Here is a 15,850-nt window from a genome sequence, read left to right on the forward strand (position 1 = left end):
CGCGATTTTCGCGAGCGAGCCGCCGAATTTGCCTACCGCCGTACGCGCGGCCGATACGATCACTACGTCAGTCATTTCAGTTTCCTCTTGCCATCGAATGTTAATGCGGCTACGAACGGTTCCATGCGCTCGCGCGCACGGTCACGCGCCGCTCAGAAGTCGCGTTCCAGCACGTAACGGCCGGGTGCGGCCTCGATCACCGGGTAAGTCTTCGATCCCTGCGCCGCGCCCGCCTTGACCTGCTCGCCCGCGTTCGCGGCGAGCCACTTCGACCAGGTCGGCCACCAGCTTCCGGGATGCTCGGCGGCGGCATCGAACCACGCGTCGGGGTTCTCGGGCAGATGCCCGTCGTTGCTGTCGATCATCCAGAAGCTGCGCTTGTTCTTCGACGGCGGATTGATCACGCCCGCGATATGCCCCGACGCGCCGAGCACGAAGGTCTGCGGTCCGGAGAGAATCGGCGCGGACGCATAGGCCGATTTCCACGGCACGATGTGATCTTCGCGCGAGCCGTAGATGAAGGTCGGCACCGTGAGACGCGACAGGTCGACCGGCTCGCCGCACACCTTCAGCGCATTCGGCGTCTTCAGCTTGTTCTCGAGATACGTGTTGCGCAGATACCAGACGCACATCGGGCCGGGCAGGTTCGTCGAATCGCTGTTCCAGAAGAGCAGATCGAACGCTTGCGGCGTGCGGCCCTTGAGATAGTTATCGACGACGTAATTCCACACCAGATCGTTCGGTCGCAGATACGAGAACGTATTCGCGAACTCGATGCCGCGCATGAGACCGGCTGGCGCGCCGTTCTTGCCGCCGATCGCCTGCTCGCGCATCTGCACGTGCGCCTCGTCGACGAACACGTCGAGCACGCCGGTATCCGAGAAGTCGAGCATCGAGGTGAGCAATGTCATCGATGCGGCCGGTTCCTCGCCGCGCGCCGCCGCCACCGCGAGCGCGGTCGCGAGAAGCGTCCCGCCGATGCAGAAACCGAGCGTGTTGATCTTGTCTTCGCCCGTGATCTCCTGCACGACGCCGATCGTCTCCAGCACGCCTTGTTCGACGTAGTCGTCCCACGTCTTGTGCGCGATCGACTGATCCGCGTTGCGCCACGACAGGATGAACACCTGATGCCCTTCTTCGAGTGCATAGCGCACGAGCGAGCTTTCCGGCGACAGATCGAGAATGTAGAACTTGTTGATGCAAGGCGGCACGATCAGAAGCGGGCGCGCATACACCTTCGGCGCGAGCGGCTTGTACTGGATCAGTTGCACGAGTTCGTTCTCGTACACGACCGAGCCTTCCGTCGATGCGATGTTCTTGCCGACGAGAAAGCGCGATTCGTCCGACTGCGAGATCTTGCCGCGCTGCATGTCGGCGAGCAGGTTCAACATGCCCTGGCGCAGGCTCTCGCCCTTGCTTTCGATGAGCGTCTTCTGCGCGTCGGGATTGAGCGCGAGGAAGTTGCTCGGCGCGGCCGCGGCCGCCCACTGCTGCACCGTGAAGCGGATGCGCTCGCGCGTCTTCGGATCGCTCTGCACGGCGTCGGCGAGTTCCTGCAGATAGCGCGCGTTCAGCAGATACCACGCGGCGGTGAACGCATATGCCGGCGTGGATTGCCATGCGGTGTCGGTGAAGCGACGATCCTTCAGCGCCGACGGATCGATGCTCTGCGCGCCCGCCTGCTTGAGCAACTCGGCGGCATCGCGCGAATAGTTGCTCTGCAACTCGTGCAGACGCTCGGGCGCGATCGCGGCGGTCGGAATCTTCGGCAACGTGGGCAACCCCTGCATCGCCGCGCCGAAGCCCGGCATGCTGCTCGCGAGCTTGGCGAATTCCGCCATGCCGTTCATCTTCGTGAAATCGGGCATCTGCGGCATGGCGCCGGACATCGGAAACGACGGGAATGCCGTCGACGGAAATCCGTTCGGAAATCCGTTGGCGAATGCACTGAAAGCAGCGAACGGCGATGCCGCCGCCGCGGCCGCATCATTCGCGCTATTCGTCTGCTGAGTGAATTTCGACCACTGCGCGGGATCGGCGACGCTGCGCCACGCGTTCAGCCATTGATCGAACGCCTGCTGTACGCCTGTCGTTTCGGCGGATGCTTCTGCCGAGGTGCTGTCGGCGGTACGGGAGCGGGAAGATGAGGAAGTAGATTTGGAAGCCATACCCGCTATTGACCTGTGAGTCTCGGAAGACTTGGATTGCTGATGCAGGCATCGCCGGGCTTTCCTCGACCAGCGCGCAAGTGTTGGTGCGCCTTATGCGCGTGGCAAGTCTGAGCCTTGCTACGCCGTGCCCGATTGATTGAATTCCAGGAACATTCTTGCTCTAGGATGTCAGGCATGTCAATGCTTCGTCCCGATTTTGCCGCAGTGCGATATTTTTTTAATTATCGTTTTCCCCCATGCGAAATGTTGCGTTCGCAAGGGGTTTCGTCATAGGCAAGAAACGATAGTTGGGTATGTTCCAACACTAATGACAATGGTCATTCATTGAGCCAGATCATTGCGGCCATGCGGCCCGTCACGCGATCGCGTCGATATGAATAAAAGCGCTCTTTTTCCGTGACGGTGCAATGCGTGCCGCCGTGAACGCGCGCGGCATCGATGCCTAGATCGGCAAGACGCATACGCGCGAGCGCGTAGATATCGGCGAAATACTTGGCCGGTGCGCCGCCGACGGGACGGAACGCGGCGCTCGTCGCGTCGCGGCGATCCTCTTGCGACGCCGCGATGAAGGCGTCGAGCACGTCTTCGCCCACTTCGAACGCCTGCGGCCCGATGGCCGGCCCGAGAAACGCGTTGAGCGACGAGGCCGGCACGCCCGCGAGCGACGCGACGCGCTCGCCCGTCTTTTCGATGATGCCGCCCGCGAGACCGCGCCAGCCCGCGTGCGCGGCGCCGACCGCGCGGCCGTCGTTGTCGCAAAACAGCACCGGGAGACAATCGGCCGTCATCACGACGCACACGACGCCCGCGCGATCCGTCACGCTGGCGTCGGCGCGCGTGCGCTCGCCCTGTGCGAGGCGCTCGATGACGGCGCCCGCCTCCACGACTTCCGTGCCGTGGATCTGCTCGAGCCACGCGGCTTCGCGCGAACCCGTCAACGCGAGCGCGCGGCGGCGATTTTCCTTCACCGCGTCAGGCGCATCGCCCGTGGAAAAACCGAGATTGAGGCCGCCCGCGCCGGGCTCGCCGCCGCCATAAGGCGCATCGCTCACGCCGCCATTACGCGTCGTGACGAATGCCCGCACGCGCGGCGACACGCTCCATTGCGGCCAGAGACAGTCTTTCGATGGCAAATCGGCAGCGTCGCGCGTCATGCTTCGTCGTCCTCGTAATCTTCGTCGTCCCAGTCGCCTTCTTCGCCTTCGCCCATTTCATAGACTTCGGCGAAATCGTCGTCCTCATCGAACTCGACTTCTTCGTCCTGTCCGAAGCCGAGCTCCGCGGCGAGCGTCGCGATGTCTTCGGGAACGTCCGCGCGCCAGTGCACTTCCTTGCCCGTCGCGGGATGGATCAAGCCGAGGCGCCACGCGTGCAGCGCCTGTCGCGCGAATTCGTTGGGCAGCGGCTTGACCGACCGCTTGCCGCGCGCGTGCCCGTACACCGGGTCGCCCAGCAGCGGATGCTGGATATGCGCGCAATGCACGCGAATCTGATGCGTCCGGCCGGTTTCCAGATCGCAATGGATGGCGCTGACGGGCTGGCCGTGCCACGTCGTGCGGTCGATGGTGCGGAAATGCGTGCGCGCGGGCTTTCCCGACGCAGTCTTTACCACCGCCATGCGCGTGCGCTCGCGCGGATCGCGGCCGATGGGCGCGTCGATCGTGCCTTCGTCGGGCATGTTGCCCCACACGAACGCGACGTAGCGGCGTTTCACCGTCCGCGCCTGCAACTGCCGCACGAGGTCGGTTTGCGCCTCGAGCGTGCGCGCGACGACCATCAGCCCGGACGTTTCCTTGTCCAGCCGATGCACGATGCCCGCGCGCGGCAGCCCGGCGGCGGCATCGCCGTAACGATGCAGCAGGCCGTTGAGCAGCGTGCCGCTCCAGTTGCCCGCGGCCGGATGCACGACCATGCCCGCGGGCTTGTTGATGACGACGAGCGCCTCGTCCTCATAGACGATATGCAGCGGCACCGGCTCCGGCGCGAACGCGAGCTGCTCGGGCAGAAGGTCGGGGACGAGCGTGATCGTCGCGCCGAGCGGGACGGGCTGGCGCACTTTCGCGCCCGCGCCGTCGACCAGCACGCGCCCTTCCTCGATCCAGCCCTGCAACCGGCTGCGCGAGAACTCGGGGAAGATTTTCGCGAGCACCTTGTCGAGCCGGTCGCCAGCGAGCTCGTCGGGCACGCGGGCCGTGCGGGGCGCTTCGCGAGCCGCGCCGCCGCCCGAATCGGCCTGCGCTGCGTCGTCGGGGGTAGCGCATGGGCTATAATCTTTGAGTTGGTCTTTGGTACGACGAGTACTTGAGCGGGTCATTTGAACGAGATTCGGCGGCATGGAAGAACAGCCGCGCCGGAAAAACAGCTAGAACAGCGAAGAATCAACTAGATTCAGCCAGGAACAGCAAGCACTGATGCGAGCCTTCAACACCATTCATCTCTCGATGCGTCAATCGATCAAGTATCTGGCGCTGGCCGCGAGCGTCGCCATCGTCACGGCCTGTCACGGCCTGCCCGAGAAGACCGACGAAACGGCAACATGGAATAACAACAAATTATATACGGAGGCCCAGGACGCGCTGTCCGGCAGCGACTGGGGCAAGTGCGCGAAGTATTTCGAAGGGCTCGAAGGCCGCGATCCGTTCGGCCATTTCGCACAGCAGGCGCAGATCAACGTCGCGTACTGCAACTGGAAGGACGGCGAAACCGCCAACGCCGACCAGGCCATCGACCGTTTCATCAAGCTGCACCCGGATCATCCCGAAATCGCGTATGCGTACTATCTCAAGGGCATGATCCACTTCAACGACGACTTGGGCCTCTTCGGCCGCTTCTCGGGTCAGGACATGAGCGAGCGCGATCCGAAGTCGCTGCGCGAGTCCTACGACGCGTTCAAGGTCGTCGTCGACAAGTATCCGCAAAGCAAGTACGCGCCCGATGCCGCGCAGCGCATGCGCTATATCGTGAACGCGCTCGCATCGCATGAAGTGCACGCCGCCGATTATTACTATCGCCGTGGCGCGTATGTGGCCGCGATCAATCGCGCGCAGCTCGCCATTCGCGAGTACAAGAACGCGCCGGCAACCGAAGACGCGCTGCACATCATGATGCTGTCGTACGAGCGTCTCGATCAGCCGCAACTCGCCGACGACACCAAGCGCGTGCTCGCAGCGACGTTCCCGGACAGCCCGTATGTCACCGGCAAGCGGCGCGCGGGCGCTGACAAGCCTTGGTATCAGATCTGGTAGTCCAGAAAGCAAAAAGCGAAACGGCCGGTTGATCACCGGCCGTTTTTTCATGTCGACGAGAATTGCGAACCCGATGCTTATTCGGCCAGTTCCGTCTTCCACTTCGCGGCATCGCTGAAAAACTCGCGCACCACGTCCAGCTCGCGCGTGCGCTTGAACGGCGGCAGGCTTTGCCAGATGCGCCGGCCGTAAGGCTTGTCGACGAGCCGCGTGTCGCAGATCATCAGCACGCCGCGATCCGTCTCCGCGCGAATCAGCCGCCCCGCGCCCTGCTTGAGCGTGATGACCGCCTGCGGCAACTGATGCACGGCGAACGGGCTCAAACCTTTCTTCGTCAGCGCGTCGAGGCGCGCGGCCAGCACCGGATCGTCGGGCGGCGCGAACGGCAGCTTGTCGATGACGACGAGCGACAACGCATCGCCGCGCACATCGACGCCTTCCCAGAAGCTCTGGCTGCCCACCAGAATCGCGTTGCCATAGGCGCGGAAACGGTCGAGCAGTTCGGTGCGGCTCGCATCGCCCTGCACGAGCAGCGGATTGTCCCAGCCGCGCCGCTCGATCACATCGCGCATGCGGTTGGCGATGCGGTCGACGGCGCGCAGCGTCGTGCACAGCACGAACACGCCGCCGCCCGCCGATTCGATCACCGGCAGCGCGGCATCGAAGACGGCATCGGTGAATTGCGGCGACGACGGTTGCGGCAGATTGCGCGGCACGTACAAAAGCCCTTGCGACGGATAATCGAACGGGCTCGGCAGCGTCATCGAACGGCGCGCGTTGAGGCCCATCTGCGCCGCGTAATGCGTGAAGTCGCCGCGCACCGAGAGCGTCGCGGACGTGAAAATCCACGCGCGCGGCACGCCTGCGCGCTGCTTCGCGAAGATCGGCGCGACCGAAAGCGGCGTTTCGTGCAACTGCACCGTGTGCGAAAACACCTCGATCCAGCGCACCATTTCGTTCGGCTCTTCCTTCGCGGCCTCTTTCGCGACGTCCTCATCCGCGACGACGGCGCGTTCGAGCGATGTCGGCGGCGTCGTCCAGCCCGCGAGCAGATCCTGCAACTCGCGCGCGCGGCGCACCAGCGCCTGCAACGATTCGGCACGTTCCGCATGCGAGGACAGCGCCGCGGCAAGCGCCGAAAGATGCGTCTCGAGCGTGTCGAGCGCCTCGAAGATCGGATGGTCGTCCGGCAACTGGCCGAGCGACAGACGCACCGAATCTTCCTTGAACGCGAGCCGCACGTCGCGCGCGGCGCGCTCCAGCGCCGCGCCGAGCTTGGTCCAGTCGGCGGCGTCACGCGCGTGCGACAGACCTTCGGCGACGGTATCGCGGGCGAGTTCGAGCAGTTGCGTCGTCGAAAGCGTCTCGCCGAAGAAGAGTGTCGCGGTTTCGGGCAACTGATGCGCTTCGTCGAAGATGATCGTGTTCGCCGTCGGCAGAAGCTCGGCCATGCCGGTGTCGCGCAGCATCACATCGGCGAAGAACAGATGGTGATTCACCACGACGATGTCCGCCTGCTGCGCCTCCTTGCGCGCCTGCATCACGAAGCATTCCTTGTAGTGCGGGCATTCCTGGCCGAGACAGTTGTCGCGCGTGGACGTGACCATCGGCCAGACGGGCGAATTCTCCGGCACGCTCGCGAGTTCGGCCTTGTCGCCGGTGCGCGTGATCTTCGCGAAACGGACGATCTCCTGTAGATGCGACGTGTCCTGGCGCGTCGGTAGACGGCCGTTGTCCGCAGTGCGCTCCAGATAGTAGTGACACAGATAGTTGGCGCGGCCTTTGAGCATCGCGACCGAAACCGGAACGGCGAGCGCGTCGCGCACGGTCGGAATGTCGCGCTGAAAAAGCTGATCCTGCAGATGCTTCGTGCCCGTCGACACGATGACCTTGCCGCCCCACAGCATCGCCGGCACGAGATACGCGTAGGTCTTGCCGGTGCCCGTGCCCGCCTCGACGATGAGCGTGTTCTCGCCGCCGTCGATAGCCGCCTTCGCCGTCGCGATGCCGATGTCATCGGCCGGCTGCTCGTCGGGCGCATAGGGTTTGTCGGACGGGCCGAGCTTGCGCGCGGGGCGGCGCTGCGCCTCGAACATCGCGGGCTCGGGCATTGCGCGGCCGGACGCTTCCATCGCGGCGGCGACGGAACGCGCCATTTCGATCTGCGATGCACGCGGCCGATAACCGTCGATCGCGCGTGCGAGCAGACCTTGCGCGGAAAAGATGGCGTCCAGCTCGACGCCGCGTTTATCGGTCAGCGCGAGCGGCGCGTTCGCGTCATCACTGGGTTGTGCGGGTGAGTTCAAGGCGTGCTAAATCCTGCGGGTTTCGACGCGGCCGCGCACGCGAGGCGCCGTCGCAGCACGCGCTCGCGGCGGGCACGCGGCGTTCAGTGCGCGTCCGAGTCAAGCTGCAATTGCAGCAGGAGTATGGTGTCTTTCACCTTGAGCTTGCGCTTTTTCAGGCGCCTCAGCTCGAGGTCGTCGATGCCGGACATCTTGTCGATCAGCGTGTCCAGACTGTGATGCTCGTCCTGCAACTGCGCGATGCGATCGCGCAGCAGGGCGGCATCCATGGCGGGTTGTCGGGGTGCGCGCGGGGATTCACTAAAGCGCTGCTGCATGCTCGCCTCCTTTCATCCACTTGGCGCGGGCCCGTTCGACGAGCCCGACTGCCCTATTTACCTTGCTGCTGTTGTTGCTGCTGCTGCAGTTTCAATTGCTCCTGGCGCTGCTGCTCTTGCTGCTGCGCCTTTTCCTGCGCTTTTCTCGCGGCTTCTTTCTGACGCGCTTCGACTTCCGCGCGATGCTGCGCGGCTTCCTGCTGCTTCTGCTCGTAGCGCTGCGCCTTTTGCTCGCGGTCCTGCGCGTCCTGCACGCCGCGCGCGCGCGCTTCGTCGAGTTGCTTCTGGTAGTCCGCCTGCTTGCGGTCGTACGCCGCCTGGTTGGCCGCGCGTTGCGGCGCTTCGGCTTCGCGCTGGGCGGCGGCCAGCGCGTTCTGACGTTGCCTGTCCTCGTAGGCCTGCTGGCTCGCTTTCTCGTTCGCCGCGCGCTGCGGCGCTTCGGCCTCGTATTGCGCCCGCTTGATCGCCTTCTGCTGATCGCGTTGCTTCGCCCGCTCGGCGCGCTGCTCGTCGTCGAGCGCGAGCTGTTCCTGGCGGATTTGCTGGCGCGTCTCGCGCATCTCGTTGCGCGCGTTGTCCAGACAATGATTCACGAAGAACTTGCTATAGCAGTCGTGCTCTTTCACGCCGTAGCGGTAGTTGTTTTCCTCGGTGCGCCGGTCGAGCACCTTCTGGCGCTGGGCGAAATCGGCTTGGAGGGAATCATCGGCGCTTGGCTGAGCCGCTGCATCCGGGGCACGAGCACTCACGGACGTGTCCGGGTCGACGGGCTTGGCGGCTTGAGCGAGCGCGCGCTGCGGCGCGAATGCGCCCGCTGCGCAAAGCAGCAAAACCGCCGCGGCAACCGGCACGTTTGGAAGGCGAAAGTTGGGCAAATGGATGGACGGCAACGTGATAAAGAATCAGGCGCAAAACGGCTCGTGCGATGCCCAAATTCTATCACCGCACGCCGGAGCGCTTCGCCATTTATGGCAAAATCCCCCGCTTCAGCAACCCGGTCCGAACCTGGCTCGTCACAGCGTCACCCGCCCGCGGCGCCTCGCTTTCGCGAAGCCGCGCACACGGCGCGGATCTCGCCGGCGAGCCGCAGACAGCGCAGAATCATGACGGAAACCGTAGCACTCAAGATCGTACAGCGCATTGCCACCGAACTCACCGTGCAGCCGCGCCAGGTCGCCGCCGCCGTGCAGCTTCTCGACGAAGGCTCGACTGTCCCGTTCATCGCCCGGTATCGCAAGGAAGTCACCGGCAATCTCGACGACACGCAACTGCGCACGCTCGAAGAGCGCCTGCTCTACTTGCGCGAACTCGAAGATCGCCGCGCGGCCATCCTGCAAAGCATCGACGAGCAAGGCAAGCTCACCGACGAACTGCGCGGCGCCATCGAAAGCGCCGACAGCAAGCAGGTGCTGGAAGACCTCTATCTGCCGTACAAGCCCAAGCGGCGCACGCGCGCGCAAATCGCCCGCGAAGCCGGTCTCGAGCCGCTCGCGCAGGCGCTCCTCGCCGATTCCACGCTCGATCCTCAAACGGAAGCCGCGAAATTCGTCGATGCGGAAAAAGGCGTCGCCGATACCAAAGCCGCGCTCGACGGCGCGCGCGACATCCTCTCCGAGCAGTTCGGCGAAACCGCCGAGATCCTCGGCAAGCTGCGCGAGCATCTGTTCAATCAGGGACTCGTCATGTCGAAGGTGGTGGACGGCAAGGAAGGCGAGGAAGGCGAAAAATTCCGCGACTACTACGACTACAGCGAAACGATCCGCACCGTGCCGTCGCACCGCGCGCTCGCGCTGTTCCGTGGCCGCAACGCAGGCGTGCTGAGCGTCAAGCTGGGCTTGGGCGAAGAACTCGACGCGCAGATTCCGCATCCGTGCGAAGCGATGATCGCGGGCCACTTCGGCATCGTGAACCGCTCACGCGCTGCCGACAAATGGCTCGCCGACGTCTGCCGCTGGTGCTGGCGCGTGAAGGTTCAGCCGCATATCGAAACCGAACTGCTCACGCAATTGCGCGAAGAAGCCGAGCACGAAGCCATTCGCGTGTTCGCGCGCAACCTGAAGGACTTGCTGCTCGCCGCGCCCGCGGGTCCGAAGGCCGTGATCGGCCTCGATCCGGGCCTGCGTACGGGCGTGAAGGTGGCGGTCGTCGATCGCACCGGCAAGCTGCTCGCGACCGACACCATCTATCCGCACGAGCCGCGCCGCGACTGGGACGGCTCCCTCGCGAAGCTCGCGCGCATCGCGCAAGCCACGCAAGCGGAACTCATCTCGATCGGTAACGGCACGGCCTCGCGCGAAACCGACAAGCTCGCGAGCGAACTCATCGCGAAGCATCCGGAACTGAAGCTGCAGAAGATCGTCGTGTCGGAAGCGGGCGCGTCGGTGTATTCGGCGTCCGAACTCGCCGCGAAGGAGTTTCCGGAACTCGACGTCTCGTTGCGCGGCGCGGTTTCCATCGCGCGGCGTCTGCAGGATCCGCTCGCGGAGCTCGTCAAGATCGAACCCAAGGCGATCGGCGTCGGCCAGTATCAGCACGACGTGAATCAGCGCGAACTCGCGCGTTCGCTCGATGCTGTCGTCGAGGATTGCGTGAACGCGGTCGGCGTCGATGCGAACACGGCCTCCGTCGCGCTGCTCGCGCGCGTGTCGGGACTGAACGCGACGCTCGCGCGCAATATCGTCGATTTTCGCGATGCCAACGGGCCGTTCCCGTCGCGCGAGCATCTGAAGAAGGTGCCGCGTTTGGGCGACAAGACCTTCGAGCAGGCAGCCGGTTTTCTGCGCATCAACAACGGCGAGAATCCGCTCGATCGCTCGTCGGTGCACCCGGAAGCGTATCCCGTCGTCGAGCGCATTCTCGCGAAGATCAAGAAGCATATCGGCGATGTGCTCGGCAAGCGCGAAGCGTTGACCGGTCTCTCGCCGACCGAATTCGTCGACGATCGTTTCGGCCTGCCGACCGTGCGCGACATTCTCGCCGAGCTTGAAAAGCCGGGCCGCGATCCGCGCCCCGAGTTCAAGACGGCGACGTTCAAGGAAGGCATCGAGAAGATTTCGGATCTCGTGCCGGGCATGATCCTCGAAGGCGTAGTGACGAACGTGGCGGCGTTCGGCGCGTTCGTGGATATCGGCGTGCATCAGGACGGCCTCGTGCACGTTTCGGCGATGTCAACGAAGTTCATCAAGGATCCGCACGAAGTCGTGAAGGCCGGTCAGGTCGTGAAGGTGAAAGTGCTGGAGGTAGACGTGAAGCGCCAGCGCATCGCCCTCACCATGCGTCTGGACGACGACTTCGCTCCGGCTTCATCGGGCGCGGGCGGCGGCGCGGGTTCGCAGCGCGGCGGCGGTCAGGATCGTCGGTCGGGTCAGCGTCCGCAACAGCGTCGCGAGCCGGAACCGGCCGGCGCGATGGCAGCGGCGTTCGCAAAACTGAAACGATAAAGCCTCACGGCGTCAGCAAAAAACCCCACGTCTTGCGACGTGGGGTTTTCTTTTTGCGCTTCGCAACGATGCAGCGTCAGATTTCGATCTTCGTGCCCAGTTCCACCACGCGATTTGCGGGAATGCTAAAGAAATCGGTGGGCTTCGCCGCGTTCTGATGCATCCACGCGAACACGCGCTCGCGCCACACCGACATGCCCGGCAGTTCCGTCGGCACGACTGTCTCGCGCGCCATGAAGAACGACGTGTCCATCAGTTCGAAGGTCATTGCGTGGGTGCGCGTGATCTGTTCGAGCACGGCCTTCACGTCCGGCGTCTCGTTGAAACCGTACGCCGCCTTCACGAGGAACAGCCCGCCGCCGATGTCCTTCACTTCGAGACGATGCGCGTCGTCGACATAAGGAATGTCACGCGTCGTGAAGTTCATGAAAATGGTGCGCTCGTGCAGCACCTTGTTGTGCTTGAGATTGTGCAGCAGGCTCACGGGCACGAGCGAATCGCTGCCGGTGAGATAGATCGCCGTGCCCGACACGCGATGCGGCGGATGCGCGAGCAGGCCCTGCAGAAACGGCATCAGTGGAATGCCGTCCGCGGCCGTGCGGTCCTTTACGATCATGCGGCCCTTGTACCAGGTCATCAGCAGGAAGAAGAGCGCCCCGCCGATGCACAGCGGCAGCCAGCCGCCCTGCTCGACTTTCAGCAGGCTCGCGCCGAAAAAGCCGATGTCGATCATCAGGAACACGGCGATCATCCCGCCGACAAGCCAGCGGTTCCAGCCCCACAGATTCACCATCACGACCGACACGAGGATCGTGGTCGTCAACATCGTCGCGGTGACGGCCAGACCGTACGCGGCGGCAAGATTCTCCGAGCTTTTGAAGCCGATGACGATGCACAGGATGATGAAAAGCAGCATCCAGTTGACGAGCGGAATGTAGATCTGGCCGATCGCGAGCTCCGAGGTATGCAGGATCTTCATGCGCGGCACGTAGCCGAGCTGGATCGCCTGGCTCGTCAGCGAATACGCGCCGGAAATGACCGCCTGCGATGCGATCACCGTCGCGACCGTCGACAGGATCACGAGCGGCAGCAAAGCCCAGTCGGGCGCGAGCAGGAAGAACGGATTCTCTATTGCCTTCGGATCGTGCATCAGCAACGCGCCCTGGCCGAAATAGTTCAGCAGCAGCGACGGCATCACGAATCCATACCAGCCGTAACGGATCGGCTTCACGCCGAAGTGACCCATGTCCGCGTACAGCGCTTCCGCGCCGGTCAGCACGAGCACGACGGAGCCGAGCACGATATACGCCTGCAATACGTGCTGCGCCATGAAGGAAATCGCGTAGTACGGATTGAGCGCGACGATAATGCGCGGCTCGATCACGATATGCGCGGCCCCGAGCACAGCGAGCGTCGCGAACCACACGACCATGATCGGGCCGAAGAGCTTGCCGACCACCGCCGTGCCGTGGCGCTGAATCCAGAAGAGCAGGATCAGGATGACGATCGTGATCGGCAGCACGTAGGGCGTGAGCTTGGGCGCCGCGATCTCCAGACCTTCGACTGCCGAGAGCACCGACATCGCGGGCGTGATGACCGCATCGCCATAGAACATGCATGCGCCGAAGATGCCGAGCATCATGAGCACGCCGGAGACCTTGCCGGCCTCTCTCACGCTGCGCAGCGCGAGCGTCGTCATTGCGAACACGCCGCCTTCGCCGTTGTTGTCGGCGCGCATGACGAAGAGCACGTACTTGACGGCGACGACCATGACGATCGCCCAGAAGAGCAATGAGATGACGCCGAGAATCGACGCCTCGGACAGGCCGATGCCGTGCGACGGGCTAAAGGCTTCCTTCAATGAGTAGAGAGGACTCGTGCCGATGTCGCCGAAAACGACGCCGATGGCCGCGAGCGCAAGCGAGGGCAATGGTTGTTTATGCTCGTGCGCGTGAGTCGTGTTAGTCATAAAAGCGAGATATCCGTCCAGAGCGGAAAGAAACGAACGCCATTCTATCTAACGTCGCACGCCAAGATGCCGTCTCGCGTGTTGCTGCAGCGCCACGAGAGACGCGATTGAGAGTGTAGCATCGCGCCTCGCACGCGTCGGCAAGCGCGTCGGACACAATCCGTCGCGCTTCGCTGTTCGCTGCAGCCAATGAAAAACGCCGTTGCGCCCGGCTTGGTGCCAGGCGAACGGCGTTATCGGCGCGAACGGTCAGGCCGTGGCGCTCAGCCGCGGCCGTTTTGCGTGCCGCGCTTGATCCATGCGCCGAGGTTGTGCGGACGGACCGTGTCCCACTCCTCGAACGGCTGATGAATCCACGGATTCGTTTCAAGATGCTGAACGTGATAGTCGGGCTTGACCTTGGAGCATGCCTTGTACCAGAGCACCGCGGAGCGCACGGCCGTGATTGCCGGATAACGTTCCTTCAGATGCTCCTGCACGCGTGCGAGCGTGACGCCCGAATCGACCAGATCGTCGACGAGCAGCACGTTGCCGGACAGATCGCCGCGCGTCATCGTGATGTATTGCGCGATGTCGAGATCGCCCTGCTCCGTGCCCGCCGCCTCGCGGTACGAGCTCGTTGCGAGAATGGCGAGCGGCAGGTCGTAGATGCGCGAGAGCTGGTCGCCCACGCGCAGGCCGCCGCGCGCGAGGCATAGGATCTTGTCGAACTTCCAGCCCGACTCGTGCACCTTCAGTGCGAGCAGTTCGATCAGCCGGTGGTATTCATCCCAGCCGACCCAGAGGTTCTTGTCGTCGTTGCGCGGGTCCGTCATCGCGATCATGGTGAGGCTCTTTCAAATGCTTAGGTTATATACGAAATGTGGCCGCAGATGCGGCCACATTCTTTACAGCGTCCGGTTGCGGTCGAGGCGCTTGTCGCGCTCAGACCTTGAACGGATGACGGAGCAGGATGGTTTCGTCACGGTCCGGACCGGTCGACACCATGTCGATCGGCACGCCCGCGACTTCCTGCACACGCGTGAGATAGGCGCGCGCGTTCTCCGGCAGGCCGTCCCATTGCGTGATGCCGATGGTGCTTTCCTTCCAGCCGCCGAACGTTTCGTATACCGGCTCGCAACGCGCGACTTCCGATGCGCCGCGCGGCAGGATATCGACCGGCTTGCCGTCGAGCGTGTAGCCGGTGCAGAGCTTCACTTCATCGAGGCCGTCGAGCACGTCGAGCTTCGTGATGCACAAGCCCGAGACGCCGTTGATCTGGATCGCACGGCGCAGCGCGGCGGCGTCGAGCCAGCCGGTGCGGCGCGGACGGCCCGTGACCGAACCGAATTCCTTGCCGACGGTCGCGAGATCCAGGCCGACCTTTTCCTGGCGTTGCGGATTGTCGGCATCGTACAGCTCGCTCGGGAACGGGCCCGAGCCGACGCGCGTGCAATACGCCTTCGTGATGCCGAGAATGTAGTTCAGACGCTGCGGCCCGATGCCCGCGCCGGCCGTTGCCGCGCCCGCGACGCAGTTGCTCGACGTGACGAACGGATACGTGCCGTGGTCGATATCGAGCAGCGTGCCTTGCGCGCCTTCGAACAGCAGATTGCTGCCGGTGTGGTTCGCGTCGTAGAGGCGGCGGGAGACGTCCGTGACCATGGGCGCGAGACGGTCGGCATAGCCGAGCATCGTGTCGAGCGTTTCCTGGAAATCGACGGCTTTCGCGCCGAGGTATTGCGTCAGCACGAAGTTGTGGAAGTCGAGCGCTTCGCGCAGGCGTTCCTCGAACACCGCACGGTCGAAGAGATCCTGCACGCGCAAGCCGCGACGCGCGACCTTGTCTTCGTACGCCGGGCCGATGCCGCGGCCGGTCGTGCCGATCTTGCCGGCGCCGCGCTTGGCTTCGCGCGCCTGGTCGATGGCAACGTGGTACGGCAGAACGAGCGTGGCGGCTTCGGAAATGAAAAGGCGCTTCTGGACGTCGATGCCAGCCGCTTCCAGTTCGTCGATTTCCTTGAACAGCGCTTCCGGCGACAACACGACGCCATTGCCGATGTAACAGGCCGTGCCCGCGCGCATGATGCCCGACGGAATGAGGCGCAGAATGGTCTTCTTGCCGCCGATGATGAGCGTATGGCCGGCGTTGTGACCGCCCTGGAAGCGCACGACGCCTTGGGCGTGGTCCGTCAGCCAGTCGACGATCTTGCCCTTGCCCTCATCACCCCACTGGGTGCCCACGACGACGACGTTGCGCCCCGGGTTCACATTCACTGCACTGGCAGACATGTTGATTCGTTAGCTGGTTAAAAACGTATTTTACCTATGTTCGCGAAAGGTTCCGAGTTTTTCGGGACGCGTTTCGCGATTTCGTCACGCTCGCGCGATTGGAATCGGCTAAGCAAAATCCCTTGCCGATC

General features: G+C 63.8%; 11 protein-coding genes. 2 read left to right on the forward strand and 9 right to left on the reverse strand.

From position 1 onward, the window contains the following. Window positions 1-152 precede the first annotated feature (152 nt). The 3 genes from phaC to NCT05_RS09430 all read right to left on the reverse strand — a co-directional run bounded on the left by phaC (window position 153) and on the right by NCT05_RS09430 (window position 4,485). A complete protein-coding gene (gene phaC, locus NCT05_RS09420) occupies window positions 153-2,168 on the reverse strand; it encodes a class I poly(R)-hydroxyalkanoic acid synthase (RefSeq protein WP_250502178.1) in 2,016 nt (671 codons plus the stop codon). Window positions 2,169-2,488: 320 nt separating this feature from the next. Then, a complete protein-coding gene (gene pgeF / locus NCT05_RS09425; protein ID WP_250457758.1) occupies window positions 2,489-3,325 on the reverse strand; it encodes a peptidoglycan editing factor PgeF in 837 nt (278 codons plus the stop codon). Further along, window positions 3,322-4,485, reverse strand: a complete 1,164-nt coding sequence (locus tag NCT05_RS09430) for an RluA family pseudouridine synthase (protein ID WP_081851903.1) — start codon at window positions 4,483-4,485, stop codon at window positions 3,322-3,324. The genes pgeF and NCT05_RS09430 overlap by 4 nt, the downstream gene beginning before the upstream one ends. Before the next feature lie 97 nt (window positions 4,486-4,582). Between NCT05_RS09430 and NCT05_RS09435 the strand changes: the two genes are divergently transcribed. Further along, entirely contained in the window at window positions 4,583-5,416 is an 834-nt protein-coding gene (locus tag NCT05_RS09435; RefSeq protein ID WP_008349407.1) for an outer membrane protein assembly factor BamD, read from the forward strand. 77 nt (window positions 5,417-5,493) lie between these two features. Here the strand turns inward: NCT05_RS09435 and yoaA are convergent, their stop codons facing one another. From yoaA to NCT05_RS09450, 3 genes are all read right to left on the reverse strand, one after another. Beyond that, the gene (gene yoaA, locus NCT05_RS09440) at window positions 5,494-7,722 is read right to left on the reverse strand and encodes a DNA repair helicase YoaA (RefSeq protein ID WP_008349405.1); all 2,229 of its coding nucleotides are present in this window, start codon (window positions 7,720-7,722) and stop codon (window positions 5,494-5,496) included. Window positions 7,723-7,805: 83 nt separating this feature from the next. Further along, the gene (locus NCT05_RS09445; RefSeq protein ID WP_008349403.1) at window positions 7,806-7,991 is read right to left on the reverse strand and encodes a DUF465 domain-containing protein; all 186 of its coding nucleotides are present in this window, start codon (window positions 7,989-7,991) and stop codon (window positions 7,806-7,808) included. Window positions 7,992-8,092: 101 nt separating this feature from the next. After that, window positions 8,093-8,929 carry a flotillin family protein gene (locus NCT05_RS09450; protein ID WP_051996708.1) on the reverse strand — a complete coding sequence of 279 codons (837 nt, stop codon included), beginning with the start codon at window positions 8,927-8,929 and terminating at the stop codon, window positions 8,093-8,095. A 213-nt stretch (window positions 8,930-9,142) separates the two neighbouring features. Between NCT05_RS09450 and NCT05_RS09455 the strand changes: the two genes are divergently transcribed. Further along, a complete protein-coding gene (locus NCT05_RS09455; protein ID WP_250502179.1) occupies window positions 9,143-11,479 on the forward strand; it encodes a Tex family protein in 2,337 nt (778 codons plus the stop codon). A gap of 76 nt (window positions 11,480-11,555) precedes the next feature. Here the strand turns inward: NCT05_RS09455 and NCT05_RS09460 are convergent, their stop codons facing one another. From NCT05_RS09460 to NCT05_RS09470, 3 genes are all read right to left on the reverse strand, one after another. Beyond that, window positions 11,556-13,448, reverse strand: coding sequence for a potassium transporter Kup (locus NCT05_RS09460; RefSeq protein ID WP_250502180.1), 1,893 nt, complete (start codon window positions 13,446-13,448; stop codon window positions 11,556-11,558). Window positions 13,449-13,711: 263 nt separating this feature from the next. Beyond that, window positions 13,712-14,272 carry a phosphoribosyltransferase gene (locus tag NCT05_RS09465; protein ID WP_008349397.1) on the reverse strand — a complete coding sequence of 187 codons (561 nt, stop codon included), beginning with the start codon at window positions 14,270-14,272 and terminating at the stop codon, window positions 13,712-13,714. Between the two features lie 100 nt (window positions 14,273-14,372). Next, window positions 14,373-15,719, reverse strand: a complete 1,347-nt coding sequence (locus tag NCT05_RS09470) for an adenylosuccinate synthase (RefSeq protein ID WP_008349396.1) — start codon at window positions 15,717-15,719, stop codon at window positions 14,373-14,375. Window positions 15,720-15,850 lie beyond the last annotated feature (131 nt).

The organism is Caballeronia sp. AZ7_KS35 (genome assembly GCF_023631045.1).
GTDB lineage: Bacteria > Pseudomonadota > Gammaproteobacteria > Burkholderiales > Burkholderiaceae > Caballeronia > Caballeronia zhejiangensis.

What these genes read in the sequence shown, in the direction of transcription:
- phaC (WP_250502178.1), bottom strand. Translation starts at nt 2,168, where the DNA reads ATGGCTTCCAAATCTACTTCCTCATCTTCCCGCTCCCGTACCGCCGAC.
- pgeF (WP_250457758.1), bottom strand. Translation starts at nt 3,325, where the DNA reads ATGACGCGCGACGCTGCCGATTTGCCATCGAAAGACTGTCTCTGGCCG.
- NCT05_RS09430 (WP_081851903.1), bottom strand. Translation starts at nt 4,485, where the DNA reads ATGACCCGCTCAAGTACTCGTCGTACCAAAGACCAACTCAAAGATTAT.
- NCT05_RS09435 (WP_008349407.1), top strand. Translation starts at nt 4,583, where the DNA reads ATGCGAGCCTTCAACACCATTCATCTCTCGATGCGTCAATCGATCAAG.
- NCT05_RS09445 (WP_008349403.1), bottom strand. Translation starts at nt 7,991, where the DNA reads ATGGATGCCGCCCTGCTGCGCGATCGCATCGCGCAGTTGCAGGACGAG.
- NCT05_RS09455 (WP_250502179.1), top strand. Translation starts at nt 9,143, where the DNA reads ATGACGGAAACCGTAGCACTCAAGATCGTACAGCGCATTGCCACCGAA.
- NCT05_RS09460 (WP_250502180.1), bottom strand. Translation starts at nt 13,448, where the DNA reads ATGACTAACACGACTCACGCGCACGAGCATAAACAACCATTGCCCTCG.
- NCT05_RS09465 (WP_008349397.1), bottom strand. Translation starts at nt 14,272, where the DNA reads ATGATCGCGATGACGGACCCGCGCAACGACGACAAGAACCTCTGGGTC.
- NCT05_RS09470 (WP_008349396.1), bottom strand. Translation starts at nt 15,719, where the DNA reads ATGTCTGCCAGTGCAGTGAATGTGAACCCGGGGCGCAACGTCGTCGTC.